The organism is Singulisphaera rosea (genome assembly GCF_054877945.1).
Map to the genome: position 1 here is coordinate 57,455 of NZ_JBTYIP020000038.1, position 18,923 is coordinate 76,377.

Genomic DNA, 18,923 nt, shown 5'->3' on the forward strand with positions numbered 1-18,923 from the left:
CCGCCGTGGAGGCTCCGGGGAGGCGGGGATGAGGACGTTTCGTGGATTCGGGATCCTAGGAGGACTCGTCGTCGCCCTCATCGCGAGCGGCCGGCCCGATTCGGCTACGGCCCAAACACCTGCCATTCCGACGGCCCCGGCGCCCTTAATTCCTCCTGCCACGGTATCCGGCAACGCCGAGATCCTGGCCGAGCTTCGGAAGCTCCGATCCGAAGTTGCCGAGGCCCGCCAGCTCAAGGCGCAAGTCGAATCCCTCCGCAGGGAGCTCAACGCCGTCAAATCGAATGCGGCAACGGTCCGCCCCGTTTCCTCGGAGGTTGACTCGGCCCGACCCAGTGGGGGAGCTGCGGGATCGGGCCCTGATGCGGAATCGGGCGACAACGCGAACGAAATCCCGAGCCACTACTCGGGCGCATTCGAGCCCGAGAGACCCGAGCCACCCGACCCCGACGGTACCCATCGGATCCGAGGGAAATACCGCTACAACGCCGAGGCAACCGGCCCACTCGGGGGCGGCGGGAACTTCAGTTTCAGCGACCCGAACGACGAGTTCACGCTCAACATCACGAACCAGCTCACGGTCGACGGCACCTTCTACGACCGGGCCAATCTGCCGACGTCGGAACAGAACTTCAACATTCCGTTCGCGCGTACGTTCTTCTATGGAAATATCACCAAGGATTGGAGCTACCAGATCGGGACCCAGGGTTTCCTGGGGACCTACAACCTCCTGGATGCGTTCGTCGCCTGGCACCTGACGCCGAACATCACCCTCCGCGCGGGCAAAGGACTGGCGCCCCCGCTCTACGAGTATTACGGCTTCACGCCCGCCCTCGAGCCGGTCATCACCAACTCGCCGCTGTTCCAGCTTGCCGGCAAACGCCCGATCGGGTTGATGTTCAGCGGAACGGCGCTCGATGCGCGGGTCCAGTGGTGGTCCGGCGTGTCAAATACCGGGACGAGCCTCTTCGGCGACCTGAACCGGAACGTCGAATACAACGGTGCCGTCGACATCACACCGTTCCGAGGCGATCGGTGGAAAGGCTCGGTCCTGGAAGGTCTCGGCGGGGGTTTGAGCGCGTCGGCGGGGGACCAGAATTATAAGCTGAACCAGTCGAGCATCGCCTTCCTCAACAACGGCGAGGCCACCACGAACCCGAGCTTCGTCACGAACGTCGGCCTGCCGTTCTACGTCTACAACTCCAACATGCGCGCCGACGGCGTGCGGACGAGGATCGCGCCCCACATCTACTGGTACGGCCGATTCAGCGTCCTGGCCGAGCTGATGAATTTCAGCCGAGAGCTCACCGACGGCCAGACGACAGCCCGGTCGACGCAGTGGGCGTACTACATCAATGCGTCGTACTGGCTGACCGGCGAGAGCGACTTCAAGGGGAACGGTTTCCAGGGCTATTCGACCGTCCAGCCGCTCCGCCCATTCATCCCGAGTCGCGGGCAGTTCGGGCCAGGGGCCTGGCAGGTCGCCACCCAGTGGTCGCAGTTCAACGCGGGTGCCGGCGACATCCAACGGGGCTTCGCCGACCCCGCACGCTCCGCCGAGCGGATGGACACGCTCATGACGGGCGTGAATTGGTGGCCGAACCGATACACCCGCCTCAGCTTCGACTACGTCTGGACCCAATTCAACAAGCCGATCGTCCTCGTCGCCCCCAATCCGATCGACCAGTACAACATCTTCTGGATGCGGTTCGCGATGTTCTTCTGACGGCCGCCCTCAACCGGAACGACCGGACGGCCGCCAGGCAGGCCGTCGAGTCTCGGAGGCTTTGCGAAGCTCCCAGGCCCGCGTGAACACCTCCACGACACGTGCCGCCCGCCCTGCGCCCGGCGAGGGGTCGACGGGAAGATACAGGACGTTCTCCTCGCGCCTCGCCGGGACCTGCTCGACCATGAGGGCCCGGAGCAGCCAGACCGCCTCCTCATCGTCCGCCCCTTCGACGCCGACCCACCCCGCATAGCGTCGCGACCAGGGCGACGCCCCGGCCTCGCGCACGCCGGCCTCGATTTCAGCCCGGGCCGCCTCGCATTCGGCCGGCTTCGCCGCAGCCTCCGTCGTCGTCACCGGTTCCCAGCCGCTTTCGCGATACAGCCGTTGCTGCGCGTCAGAGAGATGGCCATCCCAATAATGGAGCGACTTCGACAGCGCAACGACAACGTTCTTGATCTCCTTCTCGGCCCGGAACGCCGGGCCGGCCGGGAGTTGGAGGTCGGAGTTCCTCCTCCTCGCCGCGACGTTCTCCGCCAACACGGCGAACTGGAGCCACGCGGCCTCGGCGGGCGAGCTGCAACGGACCCCGACCCAACCCGGCGCATACCCCTCGACCACCGCCGCGGCCACCGTCAACCCGAGCGCCCGGTCGAGCTCGGCCACGACTCGCGAGTAGCGCTCCGGCGAGGCCAGCACCTCGGCCTCCGGCGCCGGCTCCAGGAACGTCCCTCGATGTGGAGGCCCTCCCGCCATCGCCAGGTCGCAGAACGTGGTCCAGATCTGGTCCCAGGCCACCTTCCCGTCCGAGTCGTAGGTGAGTCCCGCCGAGCCCATCGAGTTGGGCGACACCGCCCCGTAACAGTGCTGATACCGCGGCGGCAACAGCTCGTTCACCTTCGCGTCCAACGCCTCGAGTTCCGCCGCCACGTTCCGAGGACTCGGTTTCATCGATCCCATCCCGTGCCCAATCCCTGTCGAACACCGACGTTCCGGCCTAGAATCCGAGTTGCGCACATGCTTCGATCCGTCTTGAAGACCGAAGTTCGTCGATGGATAAAGTCCAGCCTTTTCGAAGTCTAACAAAATCACTTCGGCTTTGGGTCGAGGCCGAAATTTGGCGTAGAAAACAACGGAGCGTTGTGAATCTGCCGACCGCGGGTTTGGCGAAATGGGGACGCTCCGTTCCCTTCTTATCCGGGCGGTTCCCCGTCTCCTCACGCCCTGGTGGCTTCGGCGGCTGACGGTGGGCGGGGACGTCCCGTGAGTCCCGCGCATCCGCCGGGGTCGTCGTCACGGTGGACACGGTTGCGGCCGGCTCGCTTGGCGGCGTAGAGGGCGCGATCGGCCCGGTCGAGCAGGTCCGCGAGGCCGGGGGCGGGGGGTGTGGCGGTCGCCACGCCGAGGCTGGCCGTCACCGGACGGAGAGGCCAAGGATGGGCTTCGACCGTGCGGCGCAGCCGTTCGGCGAACGACAATGCCTCGTCGGCACCGGCACCGGGCAGCAGGACCACGAACTCCTCGCCGCCATAGCGGGCCGCGACGTCCTGGTCGCGTACGACCTGGCGGAGGGTTGCCCCGACGCGGGCCAGGACCTCGTCACCGGCCGGGTGCCCGAAGGTGTCGTTGTATTGCTTGAAGTGGTCGACGTCGAGCAGTACCAGCGACAGCGGCGAATTCCGGCGGGACGCCTGGGCACTCAGTAGATCCAGGTCCTCCTGGAACCGTCGGCGATTCTTGACGCCGGTGAGCGCGTCGGTCGTGGCGAGCTCCGCCAATTGGACGTTGCGGCGGTCGAGCTCCTCGTGGAGCAGGCGTAGGTCGTCGAGGGCTGCCCTCTGGAGCACGGCGAGCGATCGATACGCCTCCTCGCTCTCGAGGAGTCGCGTCTGGGTGTCCTTGATCGCGGCGACGGCGCTGGAGATGAGCAACACCGTGAAAACGACCGTGGACAGGCAGACATGGAGCATCAAGACACGATCGGCGTTGGTGCTCGTGAGCCAGGCGATCGGCCCGCACCCACGAGTCGTATACCAGGCGATGAGCAGGCTCAGGAGCAGGGCGGCGAAAGCCCCCGCTCGCTGGCCGAAGCGCACACCGCTCCAGAGCAGGAACGGGACCGTGTAGAGGTACGGCATCCGCCAGATCATATCGTCGGGAGGTGTCCTTTTCCCGAACGCGAAGGCGACGAGAGTCATCATCATGACCAGGACGAATGCGCACTCCGCCAGTCGCAAAAGCCGACCGACCCGGGGCACAGCCCAGTCTCCCTCCGGAACGAGCAGGAGCGGGGCAATTAACAGAATGCCCACGACGTCCGCACCCCAGCACATCCTCGAGAAATGCCAGGAGGAGACGTCGACCCCCGCAAGTGCCAGGGCCGCCGTTGCGACCGAGGCGCTGATCGTTGCGCTCGGGACCGCGGCTAGGACCGTCAGCCCGAGCACCTGCTGGGGCGACGAGCATCGGAACGGTGCGTCGGCGAAGCGTCGGAGCAGGGTCGCGCCGACGCAGGCTGCGGCAGCATTCCCGGCCCAGATGGCCAGGCCCATCATGAGCGGTTTGCCGTGGAGCAGAAAATCCGAAGCGAGGTTCGCCGCCAGAGAGGCCGCCAGGAGGCCGGGCCAGGTCCGCGCCCGCTGTGTGACCAGGACCGCCAGTAGTAGCCCGTTCGCCAACCAGAAGGCGGCGAACTTCTCGGGACGGAACGACAGGACGTCGCCGACCTCGGCGCAACCGAGATAGGCCAGCGCAAACAGCCCGAGGCCCGCCCAAGCCGGCCGGGCCGTCCGCGTTCCGCCTGGGGTCTTATTGACGATCCACATCTGCCATTCGCCGCGACGTCGCGAGGGTCTGCCTTCCTCCTTGACCATAGTACGCAATTCCCGCGTCCGGGCGGAGCCGAGCGGAAGTTGCGGCTGATGTGGTCGTGGCCGTGCGGGAAGTCCTGGTGATTGGCGTGGCTTGGCGTCGGGCGATCGCATCTCGGTCGGCATATCTCCCAACCGGTCTGGAGTTACCCCCGGCTATACTTCACCCGGCTAAAAGTGAGACGTCTTCAAATGGCTGAAATTTGAGGGTCATCAACTTCGTCATTGGCTCTGCGTGGATGGTCGCAATGCCATCAATCGTCTCCTGGATGGCCGCCTGAAACTCGCGAAACGTCGGGTGGTAGCGACCGTAGACGGCTCGACGCTTGGTGAACGTCCACAGCCGTTCGATCAGGTCGAGGTTCGGCGAGTACGAGGGCAAGAACAGGAGCGTGATTCCCAACCCTTCCGCCAGTGCCTTCACAGCGGCGTTGTGAAGGTAACGGGCGTTGTCAAGCACCGGCGTGATCGGTCCGATCAGTCCCAGTCCGGCGATCTTCCGCAAGAGTTCGCTGATCGTCTCCGTGTTGACGACGGTCGTGTTCGTCTCGGCAATCCGCGCACCCGGGACGTTGAACCGTTGACGACCTGAAGCCGCGCGGACGGGACTCTCCTCGAACGACTCGCGGATCAGGTCGCGATAGGCGGGCAATTCACTCACCTGGCCTTCGACGTCCCAACGGCGCAGCCCGTCCAAGCCCCCGTCTCGGAATGCGGCCACGTCCCGTTGAACGGTGGCCCGGCCGACCCCGGCGGCTTGGGCCGCTTTCTGGCGAGTGACACCACAGTGCAACATCCGACCATCAGTTCACTACCCCAATCCTACCGGAGCGTCCACACCTCAGACGAAAACAGACGGGTGCATCTTGAACCGCTTCGCCAGGGCCTCACGGACCCGCACGGTGATCTGGCGTTTCCCCGAGGTGATCGCCCCCAGAGTGGTGAACGGGATATCGATCTGATCCGCCAACGCCCGGAGCGTCAGGCCCTGGTCTTCCATCAGTAGCTTGAGCGCCTGTACCCCGCCGATCTCGGGCAGGGGATCGGTAGCGGCCTCGTACTCGTGGATCAGGCTCGCGAGGACGTCCCGGTAGTCTTCTTCCTCCGCCGCCAGCGGTTCCATCCGGACGGGAGGCATGAGGGATACGAGCCGCTCGAGGGCGGCTTCATGCTCCATGTCCGTCCGGATGGGGCGGAGTGGGAATTCGCGGACGAGATCGAGATAGCGACTTGCTGCGGTGACCTGAGTCATGGGGTGGATTCCTGCCTTCATGGCAAACATCGGTAGTATTCAAGGCAACGCACTTTGTCTGATGACCTGTTCAGATAGGCATGTCATGAGAAGCGCCTTCGGCTGCGGCGCGACGGCGTTTGTCGTAGATCTGGGTGGTCGTGATGTGCTTGTGGCCGAGCAATTCCTGGACTTTGCGGATATCGACGCCGGCTCCGAGGAGTAGGGTTGCCGACGTGGCCCGTAGCGAGTGGGGCGAGTAAGGGCAGGGGGGCGGTTGAGCGGCGTCATCTCCCTGGGACTGAGCGTCGCGCGGGAGACGCTCCAGGTAACCCATGATGAGGCGGTACATCGTCGAGGGGTCGAACGGGGTGTCGGCGAGCTTCCGGCTGCGGGAGTTCTTCCTGGGCCGAAAGAGCGGCCCCGAGGTCAGCCCGGCCTGGGCGACGTACTCGGCGATCGCCTCGGCGGCGGTGAAGTGGAGGCCGATGGTGCGCCGCCTTGCCCCTTTCTCGTTGAGGCGGATGGTGGCGCCGTCGGGATCGTGGTGGACGTCCTCGACGTTGAGGCGGCAACCGGCGGCGAGTCTGGCGCCGGAATAGAGGTAGAACTTGAGGATGGCGCGGTCGCGGGCGTGGAAGACGGTGTCGCCGGCGGGCAGGCCCATGAGCTGGCGGGCGCGTGTGGCGGAGAGGGCCCGGGTCTCCTCGCGGGGGTCGGCGGCCTCTCGGCCGAGGAATTGGGCGTGCGCGGGGTTGGGGACGGTAATGGGGAGACGGAGCTCGGCAGCGGAGGCCTGGAGGTACTTGAAGAAGGAGCTGAGCGAGGCGACGCGGCGGTTGAGGGTCTTGGGTGCGGCGCCGGCGGCGACGAGGTGGTCGCGCCAGGCGTGGACGTCGGCGACGGAGGTCTGGAAGAGTCGGATGGCGTCGTCGGGCCAGGCGATGTTCCGGAAGGCGATGAAGGCCATGACGTCCTGGCGGTAGGCGCGTTGGGTGTGCTTGCTGGCACGGCGGGCGACCCAGGCCTCGAAGATGGCGGCGACGGCCAGGAAGAATTGCTCGACGCGTTCCTCGACGCGGCCGGCGGCGGTGCCGGCGAGGATGGGCGGCAGGTCGCGGACCAGGCCGTCGCTGAGCACCAGATCGGTGGCCGGCTCAACCGGTTCGACAATTTCCCCTTCGAAAGCATCCATGCATGTCCCCCCTGCCCTGATTGTGACGATGCACGATAACCGGTTTTATCATGCATCGTCAAGTTCGGTGTTGAGGGGCAGGGCGACTAGCCCTCACGCAGGCGGATCCGGTCTTACGTGGGTGAGTTTAAGAGAAAATCTAAAATTCCCGCATATCGCGAAAATTCAACACAGCGATCGCTCGATCGTGTACTAAGCTTTGAAATTGAGAAAGGTTTCGTGTCGATGCTGACGCGTTGAGGCCTACCGTGTAGGGCCTCCTATATAATTATCGGTGAACATGCGTTAGGAATGTTCGGGCTTCTACATCCTCCGAGCCGACGCTCGGAGGTCGGACCATATTGGCTGGGACAGGGATGATGGTCCGTGAACGGGTCAAGTCCGGGCTCGAGCAGGAATTGCTCGCCGCCCGTCGCACGTTGATCATGCAACGTTCGTTGTCCTCGCTGGAGGCTTGGATCGCTCTGGAAGGGCTAATGATCGGACTCGAGGATTTTGACGTGCTCTTCCTCGAGAGACATCGACAGAATCGTGGGCCGGAAATCCCCCCCTCAAAAGCCCCGACATGATCCCGAGTTTTGACCCGGATTGAGGCATCGTGGGGGGATTTTATTGGAATCCGAAGTCAGCAAACACTTCCGTCAATCGTTGCCTATGCGACAGGGCGTTTCGAGTCTGTAGGTCGCGGAGCCATTTCTCGCCGCGACGGCCACGCCCTGCTGTGAAAGCCGCATTGAAATCCAAGATTCATAGTGCGGTCCAAGCTAGAAACGCTCGACCGCCGAAAAGCGACGCTGCGGTCTTACAGGGGCCGATCATCTGATGCGTCAAGTCTCGTTCGTCGAGGTTTAGACACGGCATTCTCAGGGTCATACGGCCAGACCCCTCTCGGGCAGCATCCAACGGCATATCGCAAACATTATAAGCTCACGCATTAGTGCGTAGCATGAATATCCCTATCGCTAAATAATGCCAATTACTATAAATAGTGTGGCGAGATGTGAAAGTTTGGTTGCATTAAGCCGAGTCCTACTGCATGGGCTTGGCTTTGAGCCGAGATCAATTGCGGCGTTAAGCACACATGATTAATGGCAACATGATTGCTGAATCCGTCCTCGAGACGATCCGTCAGCCGTTGGTTATTCTCGACGCCGACCTGCGGGTCACGCGGGCGAATCTCGCTTTCTATCAGACATTTCTCGTCGCGCCCGAGGCGACCGAGGGGCATGTCCTGGCAGGGATCGGCGATGGCCAGTGGGACCTCTCCGACCTGGCGCAACTGCTGGACACGGTCATACCGGGCGATTCCGAATTCGTGGGCTACGAGGTCGATCGCGAATTCCCCGGCATCGGCCGCCGGATCATGCACCTGAACGCGAAGCGCATCGAGGGTGCGGGAGATCGCTCTCACCAGATCATCCTCGCCATCGAGGACCAGACGCGGCGCATCCTGGCCGAGAGCCAGGCAGCGGTGTATGCCGCCGAGCTCGAGCGGAGCAATCGCGAGCTGGAGGAGTTCGCCTCCATAGCCTCGCACGATCTCCAGGAGCCGTTGCGAAAGATCCGCACATTCGGGGATCGTCTGGAGGAGGCCTGCGGCCCGGTGCTCGAGGGCAAACGGCGTGATGAGCTGGGCCGGATGCTGGACGCGGCCAGGCGGATGCAGGCGTTGATCGATGATCTCCTCGCTTACGGTCGCATCGGCAGCGCGACGAGGCCGATCGTCCGGGTCGACTTGGGTCAGGTCGGCCGCGAGGTGCTCCGCGACCTGGAAGTCCAGGTCAGCCGTTCGGGCGGCTCCGTCGAACTCGGGCCCCTGCCCGTGATCGAGGCCGAAGCGCTGCAGATGCGGCAACTCCTCCAGAATCTGATCGGCAATGCGCTGAAGTTCCGCCGTGAGGGAATTCCTCCGCTTATCAGGATTCGCGGGACGATTGTGCCCGCGGGGTACGATCGCACCGATCCTCGGCGCGGCCCGGTCTGCTGCGTCACGGTCGAGGACAACGGTATTGGGTTCGATCCCAAGCACACCCTGCGAATCTTCCAGCTATACGAGCGCCTCAATGGCCGCGGCGAGTACGAAGGGACGGGCATGGGCCTGGCCATTACTCGCGAGATCGTCGAGTGTCATGGAGGCTCCATCGCAGCCAATGGAGTGCCGGGCCAAGGTGCCACGTTCGTGGTGACGCTGCCGGTGCGCGCGACGGTGAAAGGGAAGTGACCATGTCCATCCACGGCAGGCCGATCAACATCCTGATGGCCGACGATGACGACGACGATCGCGAGTTCGCTCGAGAGGCCCTCGAAGAGAGTCGGCTCAGGAATCACATCCACTTCGTCAACGACGGGGAGCAATTGCTCGACTACTTGTTCCACCGAGGTGGATATGCGGATCACCCGGACGTCGTGCGTCCGGATCTGATCCTGCTGGACCTGAACATGCCCCGCATGGACGGCCGCGAGGCGCTCCGGGTCATCAAGGAGACTCACGAGCTGAGGCAAATCCCGGTCGTCGTCCTGACGACCTCCAAGGCAGAGGCGGACATCTACCGGAGTTACGACCTGGGGGCGAACTCGTTCATCACCAAGCCCGTCAGTTTCGCCGGCCTCGTCGAGGTCATGCGGAACTTGGGGCGTTACTGGTTCGAAATCGTCGACCTGCCGCCCGGATTCGCCAGAGATTAAAATGAGCGATAATCAAGTCAGAGTCCTGCTCGTCGATGATGACGAGGATGAATACGTGCTGACGCGAGATATGCTCGCAGAATCACAAGTTAATACCTATAGGCTAGAATGGTCTAAAGGGCCCTCGGACGCCATTAAAAGGATCGCGCAGAATTGCCATGATGTGATCCTGGTCGACTATCGGCTCGGCCCCACGGACGGCCTGGACCTGATCCGCACGGCGATCGGAGAGGGCTGCAGGGCCCCGCTGATCCTGCTCACCGGCCAGGGTGACAAGGAGGTCGACCTCATGGCCATGCGCTCGGGAGTTTCCGACTACCTCGCCAAGGGCAAGTTCGACTCATCCCAACTCGAACGCTGCTTACGCTACGCGGTCTGGCGGAAGCGGTCGGAGGACCAGCTTCGGAAGGCGCACGACGAGCTGGAGGCCCGCGTCCGTGATCGCACGGCCGAGCTCGAGGTGGCCAACCAGTCCCTTCGCTCGGAGATCGATCGGCGCCGTCAGGCCCAGGAGGCCCTGGGGATGGCGCACGAGGAGCTCGAGGTGCGGATCCGTGAACGAACCGCGGAGCTCGTGGGGGTGAACGCCAGCCTGCGGCGGGAGATCGCCGATCGCCAGCGTGCGGAGGCCGCGCTCCGCGAGCGAGACGCATTGTTTAATGCATTTATGCGCAACAGTCCGGCAGCGGCGTGGATGAAGGACGCGGACGGCACTTATCGATTCGCGAATGAGACGACCTGCTCGCTGTTCGGACGCCCTCTCGACACGTTACTGGGGAGCACGGATTTCGAGATCTGGCCCCGAGACATCGCGAATGAAATCGTTAGGAGCGATCTGGCGACACTCGCGAGCGATGTCGCGAGTGAGGTGACGGAGATGATCCCGGCCGGTGAGGGTAGGCAGCGTCGGATCCTCTGGTACAAGTTCCCGGTGACGGATGCCTCGGGTGCACGTTTCCTCGGTGGCATGGGTATCGACGTCACGGAGGTCCTCGAGGCACAGGAGGAGTTGGCGAGGTCCGAGGGAGCGTTACGCCACCAGACGGCGATCCTCCAGTCGATCCTCGACAGCATGGGCGATGGGGTGGTCGTCGCCGATGAGGCGGGGCGGGCCTTCGTCTTCAATCCGGCGGCGCGCGAGATCCTCGGGATCGGTCGGCCCGAGGCCTCTGCGGATCAGTGGCCGGAGATTTATGGCGCTTACCTCTCGGACAAGGTGACCCTCTATCCTCCCGACGACTCGCCCATGGTGCGTGCGATCCGCGGCGAGGCGGTCGACTCGGAGGAAATCTTCCTGCGGAACGACTTCAGGCTCGAAGGGATCTGGATCAGCGTGTCGGCCAGGCCGTTGCGTGACGATGCGGGGATGGTCCGAGGTGGCATCGTCGTCTTCCAGGAGACCACGCAGCGGAAGCACGCCGAGGAGCATATTCGGAGGCTGAATGACCAGCTTGCGCGACGGGTCGACAGTCTTGCGGCGCTCCGGCGCATCGACATGGAGATCAACGGAAGCCACGACCTTCGGCTGACGCTGGAGGTGATCCTCGATCAGGTCTCGACTCAACTGGGCGTGGATGCGACATGCGTCCTGGTTTGCGACCCGCACTCCCATACCTTGGAATATGCAGCAGGCAAGGGCTTCCGGACCTCGTCGATAGCTCGGACCAGATTCCGCCTGGGCGAGGGCTGCTTCGGTGAGGCTGCGATGGGACGTCGCACCCTGAGCTATCAGGACCTGTCCCGTTGCCTCGAATCGTCGCCACGCTCTGCGATGATGGACGCCGAGGGGTTCCGAGCCTATTGGGGCGTACCGATGGTGGCCAAGGGCAAGGTCGTGGGGATGCTGGAACTGTTCCATCGCGAGGCCCTCGATCCCGACCCGGATTGGCATGAATTCCTGGAGGCATTGGCCCGTCAGACCGCAATCGCGATGGATAACGCCTCGATGTTCGAGGGGATGCAACGCTCCAATCTGGAACTGGAGCTGGCCTACGACGCCACGATCGAGGGCTGGTCCCTGGCGTTAGAGATGCGCGACAGGGAAACCCAGGGGCATAGCCAGCGTGTCACCGAGATGACCATGAGACTGGCCCGGGCTATGGGCGTCGGCAGCAGAGAACTGATCCAGATCCGTCGCGGCGCCTTGCTGCATGATATCGGCAAGATGGGGATCCCTGACGCGATCCTGCTCAAACCCGGGCCGCTCGACGCGGTGGAGTGGGAGGTGATGCAGAGGCATCCGACATTCGCGATGGAAATGCTCTCGTCGATCCCGTTCCTGGGCGCCGCCGTCGACATCCCTTACTGCCACCATGAGAAGTGGGACGGCACGGGCTACCCTCGGGGCCTGAAAGGGGAGCGGATACCTCTCGCGGCGAGGATATTCGCGGCGGTGGACATATGGGACGCCCTGCGATCGGATCGACCCTACCGCAAAGGATACTCGATTGATTATGTCAGTGACCATATTCGCAAACTAGCCGATACGCACCTGGACCCTCGCGTGGTCAAAGCGTTCCTTCCCCTGGTCGAGGATGACTCGCCGTTCCGTTGATCGTCAGTCTCACGGCCTCGCCTAACCCGGCAGCCCAGCCCCGGGTTCGCCTACCGTTAAACTCTTAGATGAGTCTGTCGTACCTGTTTCGCGTTGGGGAGTCACGGAGATGGGCGTATGGGCCTGAGGATTGCGACGGCCGCTCTCGTGGTCGTGCTTGGGGGCTGCGGGGATTCGCCGGATTCGCCGGTTGCAACAAACGGTGCGCCGACGCCCAAGGGGGAGTTCGCCGTCTTGGCGGAGGCAGCATCTCCACCGTTCGTGTCGGAAGAGGGCAATTTCCAGGTAATCTTCCCCGAGCCGCCGAAGGTGATATCCCAGGCGATCAACACGAAGTTCGGAGCCCAGGATTTGCAGACCTATCTGATGGAGACTGCGAATATGGTCTCCTTCGCCGTCACATTCTGCGACCTTCCGCTCGCTGCGCTGAACGCGAACAGTGCCGAAGACTTCCTGGACGGCGGTGTCCGAGGGATGGGGAAGAATTGGGACGTGAAAAAGCAAGTGCCGATCAAGCTCGACGAACATCCCGGCCGCGCAGTCCAGTTCGAGGTTTCCCCGGGGCAGCAGATAACACCTTGCCCGACATGGTGAGGGAACTCCTGGTGACCGGTAAGCTGGCCCATCCAGGTCATTTTTGAGCGCTCGTCGGTCCCTGTGCCCTCGAATGCGAAAAGTTAGTCTAGCGACCTTCGCCATCGGAGTCGGTCATCATGTCCTGGTCCGCTAACGCGTTCGGTCGCATGTTCAGTCCCGACGGATTCGTCCCGCGTAGGGTCTGCGGCCTCTGGCCCGACTGGCTCGTCTGGGAGCACGTCGCGGGCAACGCGATGGTTTGGCTCGCCTACATCGCCGTGCCCATGATGATCTGGCGGTTGGGGGTGCGACGTCCGGAATGGTTGCCGATCCGGGGGGTCGTCCGCTCCTTCGCGCTGTTCATCGGCCTCTGCGGGCTGGGCCACTTCCTCGACATGCTCGCGTTCTTCCACCCGCTCTACCGCTTCTCGGGGCATGTCCTGGTCGCAACCGGCCTGGTCTCGGGCTGGACGGCCTGGTCGCTCCGCAAGGCGTGGCCAGCCCTCCTGGCGATGAGGAGCCCGATCGAGCTGGAGCAGGTGATCGCCGAGCGGACGGTGGAGCTGACACGCGCACTCGACGACCTGAAACGCGCCGAGGTCGACCGGGCGTACCTCGCGACGATCGTCGAGTCGTCCGAGGACGCGATCGTGGGCAAGGACCTCGACGGGGTCATCACGTACTGGAACGTCGGCGCCGAGCGGATCTTCGGCTACTCGGCCGCCGAGGTGCTCGGCCGCCCGATCTCGTTCCTCCTCCCCCCCGACCGCCTCGACGAGGACACGGCCATCCTGGAGCGGATTCGACGCGGACAGCGGGTGGATCATTTCGAGTCGGTGCGGTTGAACAGGGACGGGCGTCGGATCGACGTCGCTTTGACCATCTCTCCCATCAGAAATCCTGCCGGACAGATCCTCGGCATTTCCAAGATTGCCCGTAATATTAGCGAAAGCAAGGAAGCGGAGGCAACGCGGAGGCGGGATGCGGAGAACTTCCGCCTGCTCGCCGAGACGATCCCGCAACTCGCCTGGATGGCTCGGCCCGACGGGCACATCTTCTGGTACAACCGGCGCTGGTACGACTATACCGGCACGACCGCCGAGCAGATGGAAGGCTGGGCATGGCAATCGGTCCACGACCCCGAGGTGCTCCCGGCGGTGATGGAACGCTGGAGCGGGTCGATCGCCAGCGGCGAGCCGTTCGACATGGTCCTCCCGCTCCGGGGGGCCGATGGCCGCTTCCGCAAGTTCCTCACCCGGGTCGTTCCGTCTCTCGACGACGCCGGCCGGGTCCTGGGCTGGTTTGGGACGAATACCGACGTCGACGAGCAGCAGCGGGCCGACGATAAGATCAGGGCGAGCGAGCGTCTCTATCGGGCCATCGGCGAGTCCATACCCTTCGGCGTCTGGATCTGCGACGCCGACGGCCGCAACACCTACGCCAGCGAGTCGTTCCTTCGCCTCGTCGGCTTGACCCAGGAGCAGTGGTCCGAATTCGGTTGGGGCAAAATCCTCCACCCCGACGACGCCGAGCGGACGACCGCGGCGTGGAAGGAATGCGTGCGGACCGAGGGCACGTGGGACGTCGAGCACCGGTGTCTGGGAACGGACGGCCGGTATCACCCCATCTTGGCCCGAGGCGTTCCGGTCCGCGGCGACAACGGTCGGACCCTTTGCTGGGCCGGCTTCAACCTCGACATCAGCCGGCTCAAGGAGACGGAGCGGGCGTTGGGCGAGGCCGAGGAGCGACAGCGTCGGGCCCTCACGGCCGCCCGCCTTGCCCACTGGGAATGGGAGATCGCCGAGGATCGGATCTCGTATCAGGATTCCCTCAGTCTCCTCTATGGCCGGCCCGACGACCGGCCTTTCGCCAGCTTCCGGGAATATCTCGAGATCGTCCATCCCGACGATCGCGACTCGGTCCGCGAGGCCGCCCGGCGCGCCCTGACCGCGGGCGTCCCCTACGAGGTCGAATATCGAGTCGTCTGGCCCGACGGCTCGGTCCGCTGGCTTGCGGGCCGTGGCGGCACCTTCTTCGATGGTGCCGGCGTCCCGACCCGCATGGGCGGCGTCAACCTCGACATCACCGAGCGGAAGGAGTCGGAGGCACAGATCCGCCTCCTGAACGAGAGCCTGGAGCGGCGGGTCCGCGAGCGGACCTCCGAGCTCGCCGCGGCGAACGACGCCCTCCGCGAGGGAGCGATTCGTTTCCAGGCGATCTTCGACTCCGCTTTCCAGTTCATCGGACTGCTCTCACCCGACGGGACGTTGCTCGAGGCGAACCGGACCGCACTGGAATTCGGGGGGCTGGAGCGTGGGGATGTCGTCGGCCGGCCGTTCTGGGAAGCCCGATGGTGGTCGATGAATGACGAGTCCCAGGACCGGCTCAGGCGGGCGATCCGGGACGCCGCCGCCGGGCAATTCGTCCGCTACGAGGCGGATGTCCGCGGGGCCGGGGCTGAGGTCGCCACGATCGACTTCTCGCTCAAACCGATCCATGACGAGGCCGGCCGCGTGACGCTGCTGATCCCCGAAGGCCGGGTGATCACCGAGCAGAAACTGGCTGCCGAGACGCTCCGGCGGAGCGAGGCGGCCTTGAGGGAGTCGCAACGGCTGGCCGGGGTCGGCAGCTGGGCGTGGGATCCGGCCGCGGACGTCGTTACCTGGTCGGACGAACTCTATCGGATCGCGGGTCGAGACCCGGCGCTGCCGCCGCCCCGCTATGCCGAGCACGACCAGCTCTACACCCCGGAGAGCCTCGCCCTCCTGCAATCGGTGGTGGCCAGGGCGCTCGAGGTCGGGGAGCCCTACGAGGTCGAGCTCGAGATGACCCGGGGAGACGGCCTCCATCATTGGATCATCGCCAGGGGCGAGGCGATCCGCGACGCGAGCGGTCGGGTCGTCAGACTCCAGGGCACGTCGCAGGACATCACCGAGCGAAGGGCGCAACGCGAGGAACTCCGACGAGCCCACGATCAGGCGGTCGCGGCCACTCAGGCCAAGGGAGATTTCCTCGCCAACATGAGCCACGAGATCCGGACGCCCATGAACGGCGTGGTCGGCATGACCGACTTGCTCCTCGACACGCAGCTCAATGATCTCCAGCGCCGCTACGCCGAGACGATCCGCACCAGCGGCGAGGCCCTCCTCACGGTCATCAACGACGTCCTCGACTTCTCCAAGATCGAGGCCGGCAAGCTGAAGATCGAGGCGACGGACCTCGACCTTCGCACCGTGATGGAAGAGGTGGCCGAGCTGCTCGCGCCCAGGGCCGAACAGAAGGGCCTGGAAATCCGCTGCCGGGTGGCGCCGAACGTCCCCGGCCGACTGGTGGGCGACCCGGTCCGCATCCGCCAGGTGCTCACCAACCTGGTCGGCAACGCCGTCAAGTTCACCGACCGCGGCGCGGTCGATCTTGGGGCGGAATTGATCGCCGAAGACGGACGATACGCCACGCTCCGAATCCTGGTCCAGGACACCGGCATCGGCATCCCCGAGGACCGCCAGGCCGATATCTTCGAAAGCTTCACGCAGGTCGAGGGCGGGAGCAGCCGCTCATACGGCGGCACGGGTCTGGGGCTCGCGATCTGCCAGAAGCTCACGCAGCTCATGGGGGGGAGGATCGGCCTGGAGAGCCGCCACGGCTTCGGGAGCACCTTCTGGTTCGAGGTCTCCCTCGGCAGGGGGCAAGGCGAGCCCGACGTGTCGGCCGAAGGGTTGCAGGGGCTCCGCGTGCTGGTCGTCGACGACGAGGAGACCAACCGCATGATCCTCCGGGAGACGCTCCGCTCCTGGGATTGCCGACCCGAGGTCTCCGCCTCCGGCGTCGATGCCCTGTCCAGGCTCCTGTCGAATGACGGGGATGAAGGATTCGGGCTCATCTTCCTCGATCAGGAGATGCCGGGCATGGACGGGGAGCAGTTGGCCCGCGTCATCAAGGCCATCCCGCGCTATGCCGGTGTCCCGCTGGTGCTCCTCTCCTCGCTCAGCTCGCCCGCAGGGGGCGTGGAATTCGACCCCGGCCTCTGGGCCGCACGGCTAACGAAGCCGATCCGACGCTCGCAGCTCTACAACATCCTCCGCCGGGCTGTCGCGTCGCCCGTCCCCCTCCATACCCAGTCGCGGGAGGTTGACGACGAGCGAAGGAAGCCGCCCCTGGCGCTCAAAATCCTCCTGGCCGAGGACAACGAGGTCAATCGCATGGTGGCGACCCGGATGGCCGAGCGGCTCGGTTGCGTCGTGGAGTCCGTGTGCAACGGCCGCGAGGCGATCGAGGCCGTCGGGCGCGGCCGCCACGACGTCGTCCTGATGGACGTTCAGATGCCGGAGGTGGACGGCCTCGCCGCCACGGCCGCGATCCGCCTGAGCGAGCGGGGGTCCGATCGGCACGTCCCAATCATCGCCCTGACGGCGCATGCGATGCAGGGGGACCGGGAGCGGTGCCTGGCGGCCGGGATGGACGGCTACCTCACGAAACCGCTCGAATTGGGCCCTCTTCGCGAGGCTCTCCTCACCTGGAGTTCTAGGGGCGAGCGTGCGACGCCGACGGAAGGGCAACGCACGGAGCCCGCATTTCAGTCGTTCTCCGTCGAGGCACTGCGGGACCGCTGCGGGGGTGAGCTGACGCTCATCCGTGAGGTTCTCGCCAGTATGCTGAGGGATGTCCCCGTGCGACTCAGACGCCTCGAACAAGCGTTCGACGACAGGAACGGCCGTGAGGTCTCATGGGAGGCACATGGGCTGAAAGGGGCGTTCTTGACGGTGGGGGCCGCGGCCTTGTCGGCGGCCTGCCAAGAGTTGATGACGCTGGGCGAACGGGGGGATTTCCTGGCGATCGGGTCGGTCCTTCGACCCATCCGCAATCAGTGGGAGCGCCTCGCGATTGAGGCAGCCGGCCACCTCGAATCGCTGAGTGCCCTTCATGACGAACCGACGGGTTGATCGAGCGTCAGGCGCAGTTCCGGGGCCCACCTGGGTGCCAAATCGCCACGAAAGAAGGGTGCCAATTACGGGCAATCTAACAAGCCACCCCAACCGAAACCAAAGGAATTGCCACTTCGAACCTTGGCCGAACAGACCGGGTCCCGGTCACGACGCTGGGCTCGATTACGGCGGGAACGAGGCGGATTAGCCCCCGTGTGCGGGACGCCTTGGCCGAGCGATTTGCCATGCACCCCTCGGCGTTCATCTGAGCGAGCTGGACGGGTTTATTTTCGGCACGTCGACGAGATCGCCGACAACGATTTCGATGCCGTGGTGAAACTGGCTGAGCAGATGCGGTCATAGCCCCAGGGCCGCCGGCCGGTCGATCGGCTCCACTTCATCCGATCTTCGTTGCCGACTGCTGACAGTTCAGGAGCGTCTGCCCGTCCGGACGCAAGTTGCCCTTGGGATCGACGTGGCGGTAAAGCGTCTGGCGGGTAATGCCTAGCTCCGAGCAGAGCACGCCCACCTTAGTATCGCGGCTGGCCATTGCCGCCATCGCCAGCCGGAGCTTGGCGGCGGTCATGGTGTAGGGCCGGCCGCCGTTGCGGCCTCGGGCACGGGCAGCAGCCATTCCGGCCCTGGTCCGCTCGACGATCAGCTCGCGCTCGAACTCGGCCAGGGCGGCGAAGATGCCGAAGACCAGTTTGCCGCTGGCGGAGGTGGTGTCGATGCTCGCCCCGTGGCCGGACAGTACCTTGAACCCGATGCCGCGCGCGGTCAGGTCGTGCACCGTGTTGACCAGATGCCGCAGGTCGCGGCCGAGGCGGTCGAGCTTCCAGACCACCAGCGTATCGCCCTCACGCAACGCCTTCAGGCAGGCGGCGAGGCCGGGCCGGTCGTCGCGCTTGCCGGAGGCGGCAGCTTCGTAGATGTGGCCGGCATCGACCTTGGCGGCGAGCATGGCGTCGCGTTGCAGGTCGGTCACCTGGCTGCCGTCCGCTTTACGGGGTTCCGCAATCATCGGAACAGAAACGTACGCTAAGCCTCGCTTCCATTGTTACTCGCACCCCTCCATAGGGTTGATTTGGGGTCGCGACGGACATCGTCACAACCGGTCCAAACATCACAATTATACTCGTTTGAACATAAATCCGATGATCG

12 protein-coding genes are annotated in these 18,923 nt (G+C 64.6%); 6 read left to right on the top strand and 6 right to left on the bottom strand.

Translation table 11 applies throughout. From position 1 onward, the window contains the following. Nucleotides 1-28: 28 nt before the first annotated feature. Entirely contained in the window at nt 29-1,726 is a 1,698-nt protein-coding gene (locus ACYOEI_RS36905) for a porin (RefSeq protein WP_462855405.1), read from the top strand. A 9-nt stretch (nt 1,727-1,735) separates the two neighbouring features. On the opposite strand, the gene ACYOEI_RS36910 is transcribed toward ACYOEI_RS36905, so the two are convergent. The 5 genes from ACYOEI_RS36910 to ACYOEI_RS36930 form a co-directional block, all read right to left on the bottom strand. Continuing rightward, nucleotides 1,736-2,677: a hypothetical protein gene (locus tag ACYOEI_RS36910; protein ID WP_462855407.1), complete on the bottom strand. Its 942-nt coding sequence runs from the start codon at nt 2,675-2,677 to the stop codon at nt 1,736-1,738. Nucleotides 2,678-2,943: 266 nt separating this feature from the next. Beyond that, the gene (locus ACYOEI_RS36915) at nt 2,944-4,551 is read right to left on the bottom strand and encodes a sensor domain-containing diguanylate cyclase (protein WP_462855408.1); all 1,608 of its coding nucleotides are present in this window, start codon (nt 4,549-4,551) and stop codon (nt 2,944-2,946) included. A gap of 208 nt (nt 4,552-4,759) precedes the next feature. Further along, entirely contained in the window at nt 4,760-5,392 is a 633-nt protein-coding gene (locus ACYOEI_RS36920; RefSeq protein ID WP_462855409.1) for a transposase, read from the bottom strand. A gap of 45 nt (nt 5,393-5,437) precedes the next feature. After that, nucleotides 5,438-5,848, bottom strand: a complete 411-nt coding sequence (locus ACYOEI_RS36925; RefSeq protein WP_462855410.1) for a helix-turn-helix domain-containing protein — start codon at nt 5,846-5,848, stop codon at nt 5,438-5,440. A 70-nt stretch (nt 5,849-5,918) separates the two neighbouring features. Beyond that, nucleotides 5,919-7,022: a tyrosine-type recombinase/integrase gene (locus tag ACYOEI_RS36930; protein ID WP_462855412.1), complete on the bottom strand. Its 1,104-nt coding sequence runs from the start codon at nt 7,020-7,022 to the stop codon at nt 5,919-5,921. Nucleotides 7,023-8,385: 1,363 nt separating this feature from the next. Here ACYOEI_RS36930 and ACYOEI_RS36935 point away from each other — a divergent pair. The 5 genes from ACYOEI_RS36935 (at nt 8,386) to ACYOEI_RS36955 (ending at nt 17,777) form a co-directional block, all read left to right on the top strand. Then, nucleotides 8,386-9,243 carry a sensor histidine kinase gene (locus tag ACYOEI_RS36935; protein WP_462855445.1) on the top strand — a complete coding sequence of 286 codons (858 nt, stop codon included), beginning with the start codon at nt 8,386-8,388 and terminating at the stop codon, nt 9,241-9,243. A 2-nt stretch (nt 9,244-9,245) separates the two neighbouring features. Beyond that, the gene (locus tag ACYOEI_RS36940) at nt 9,246-9,707 is read left to right on the top strand and encodes a response regulator (protein ID WP_462855413.1); all 462 of its coding nucleotides are present in this window, start codon (nt 9,246-9,248) and stop codon (nt 9,705-9,707) included. A 1-nt stretch (nt 9,708) separates the two neighbouring features. Next, the gene (locus tag ACYOEI_RS36945; RefSeq protein ID WP_462855415.1) at nt 9,709-12,261 is read left to right on the top strand and encodes an HD domain-containing phosphohydrolase; all 2,553 of its coding nucleotides are present in this window, start codon (nt 9,709-9,711) and stop codon (nt 12,259-12,261) included. 117 nt (nt 12,262-12,378) lie between these two features. After that, entirely contained in the window at nt 12,379-12,855 is a 477-nt protein-coding gene (locus tag ACYOEI_RS36950; protein ID WP_462855416.1) for a hypothetical protein, read from the top strand. A gap of 119 nt (nt 12,856-12,974) precedes the next feature. Then, nucleotides 12,975-17,777: a PAS domain-containing hybrid sensor histidine kinase/response regulator gene (locus ACYOEI_RS36955; RefSeq protein ID WP_462855418.1), complete on the top strand. Its 4,803-nt coding sequence runs from the start codon at nt 12,975-12,977 to the stop codon at nt 17,775-17,777. 379 nt (nt 17,778-18,156) lie between these two features. Here the strand turns inward: ACYOEI_RS36955 and ACYOEI_RS36960 are convergent, their stop codons facing one another. After that, entirely contained in the window at nt 18,157-18,783 is a 627-nt protein-coding gene (locus tag ACYOEI_RS36960) for a recombinase family protein (protein ID WP_462855420.1), read from the bottom strand. Between the last annotated feature and the right edge of the window lie 140 nt (nt 18,784-18,923).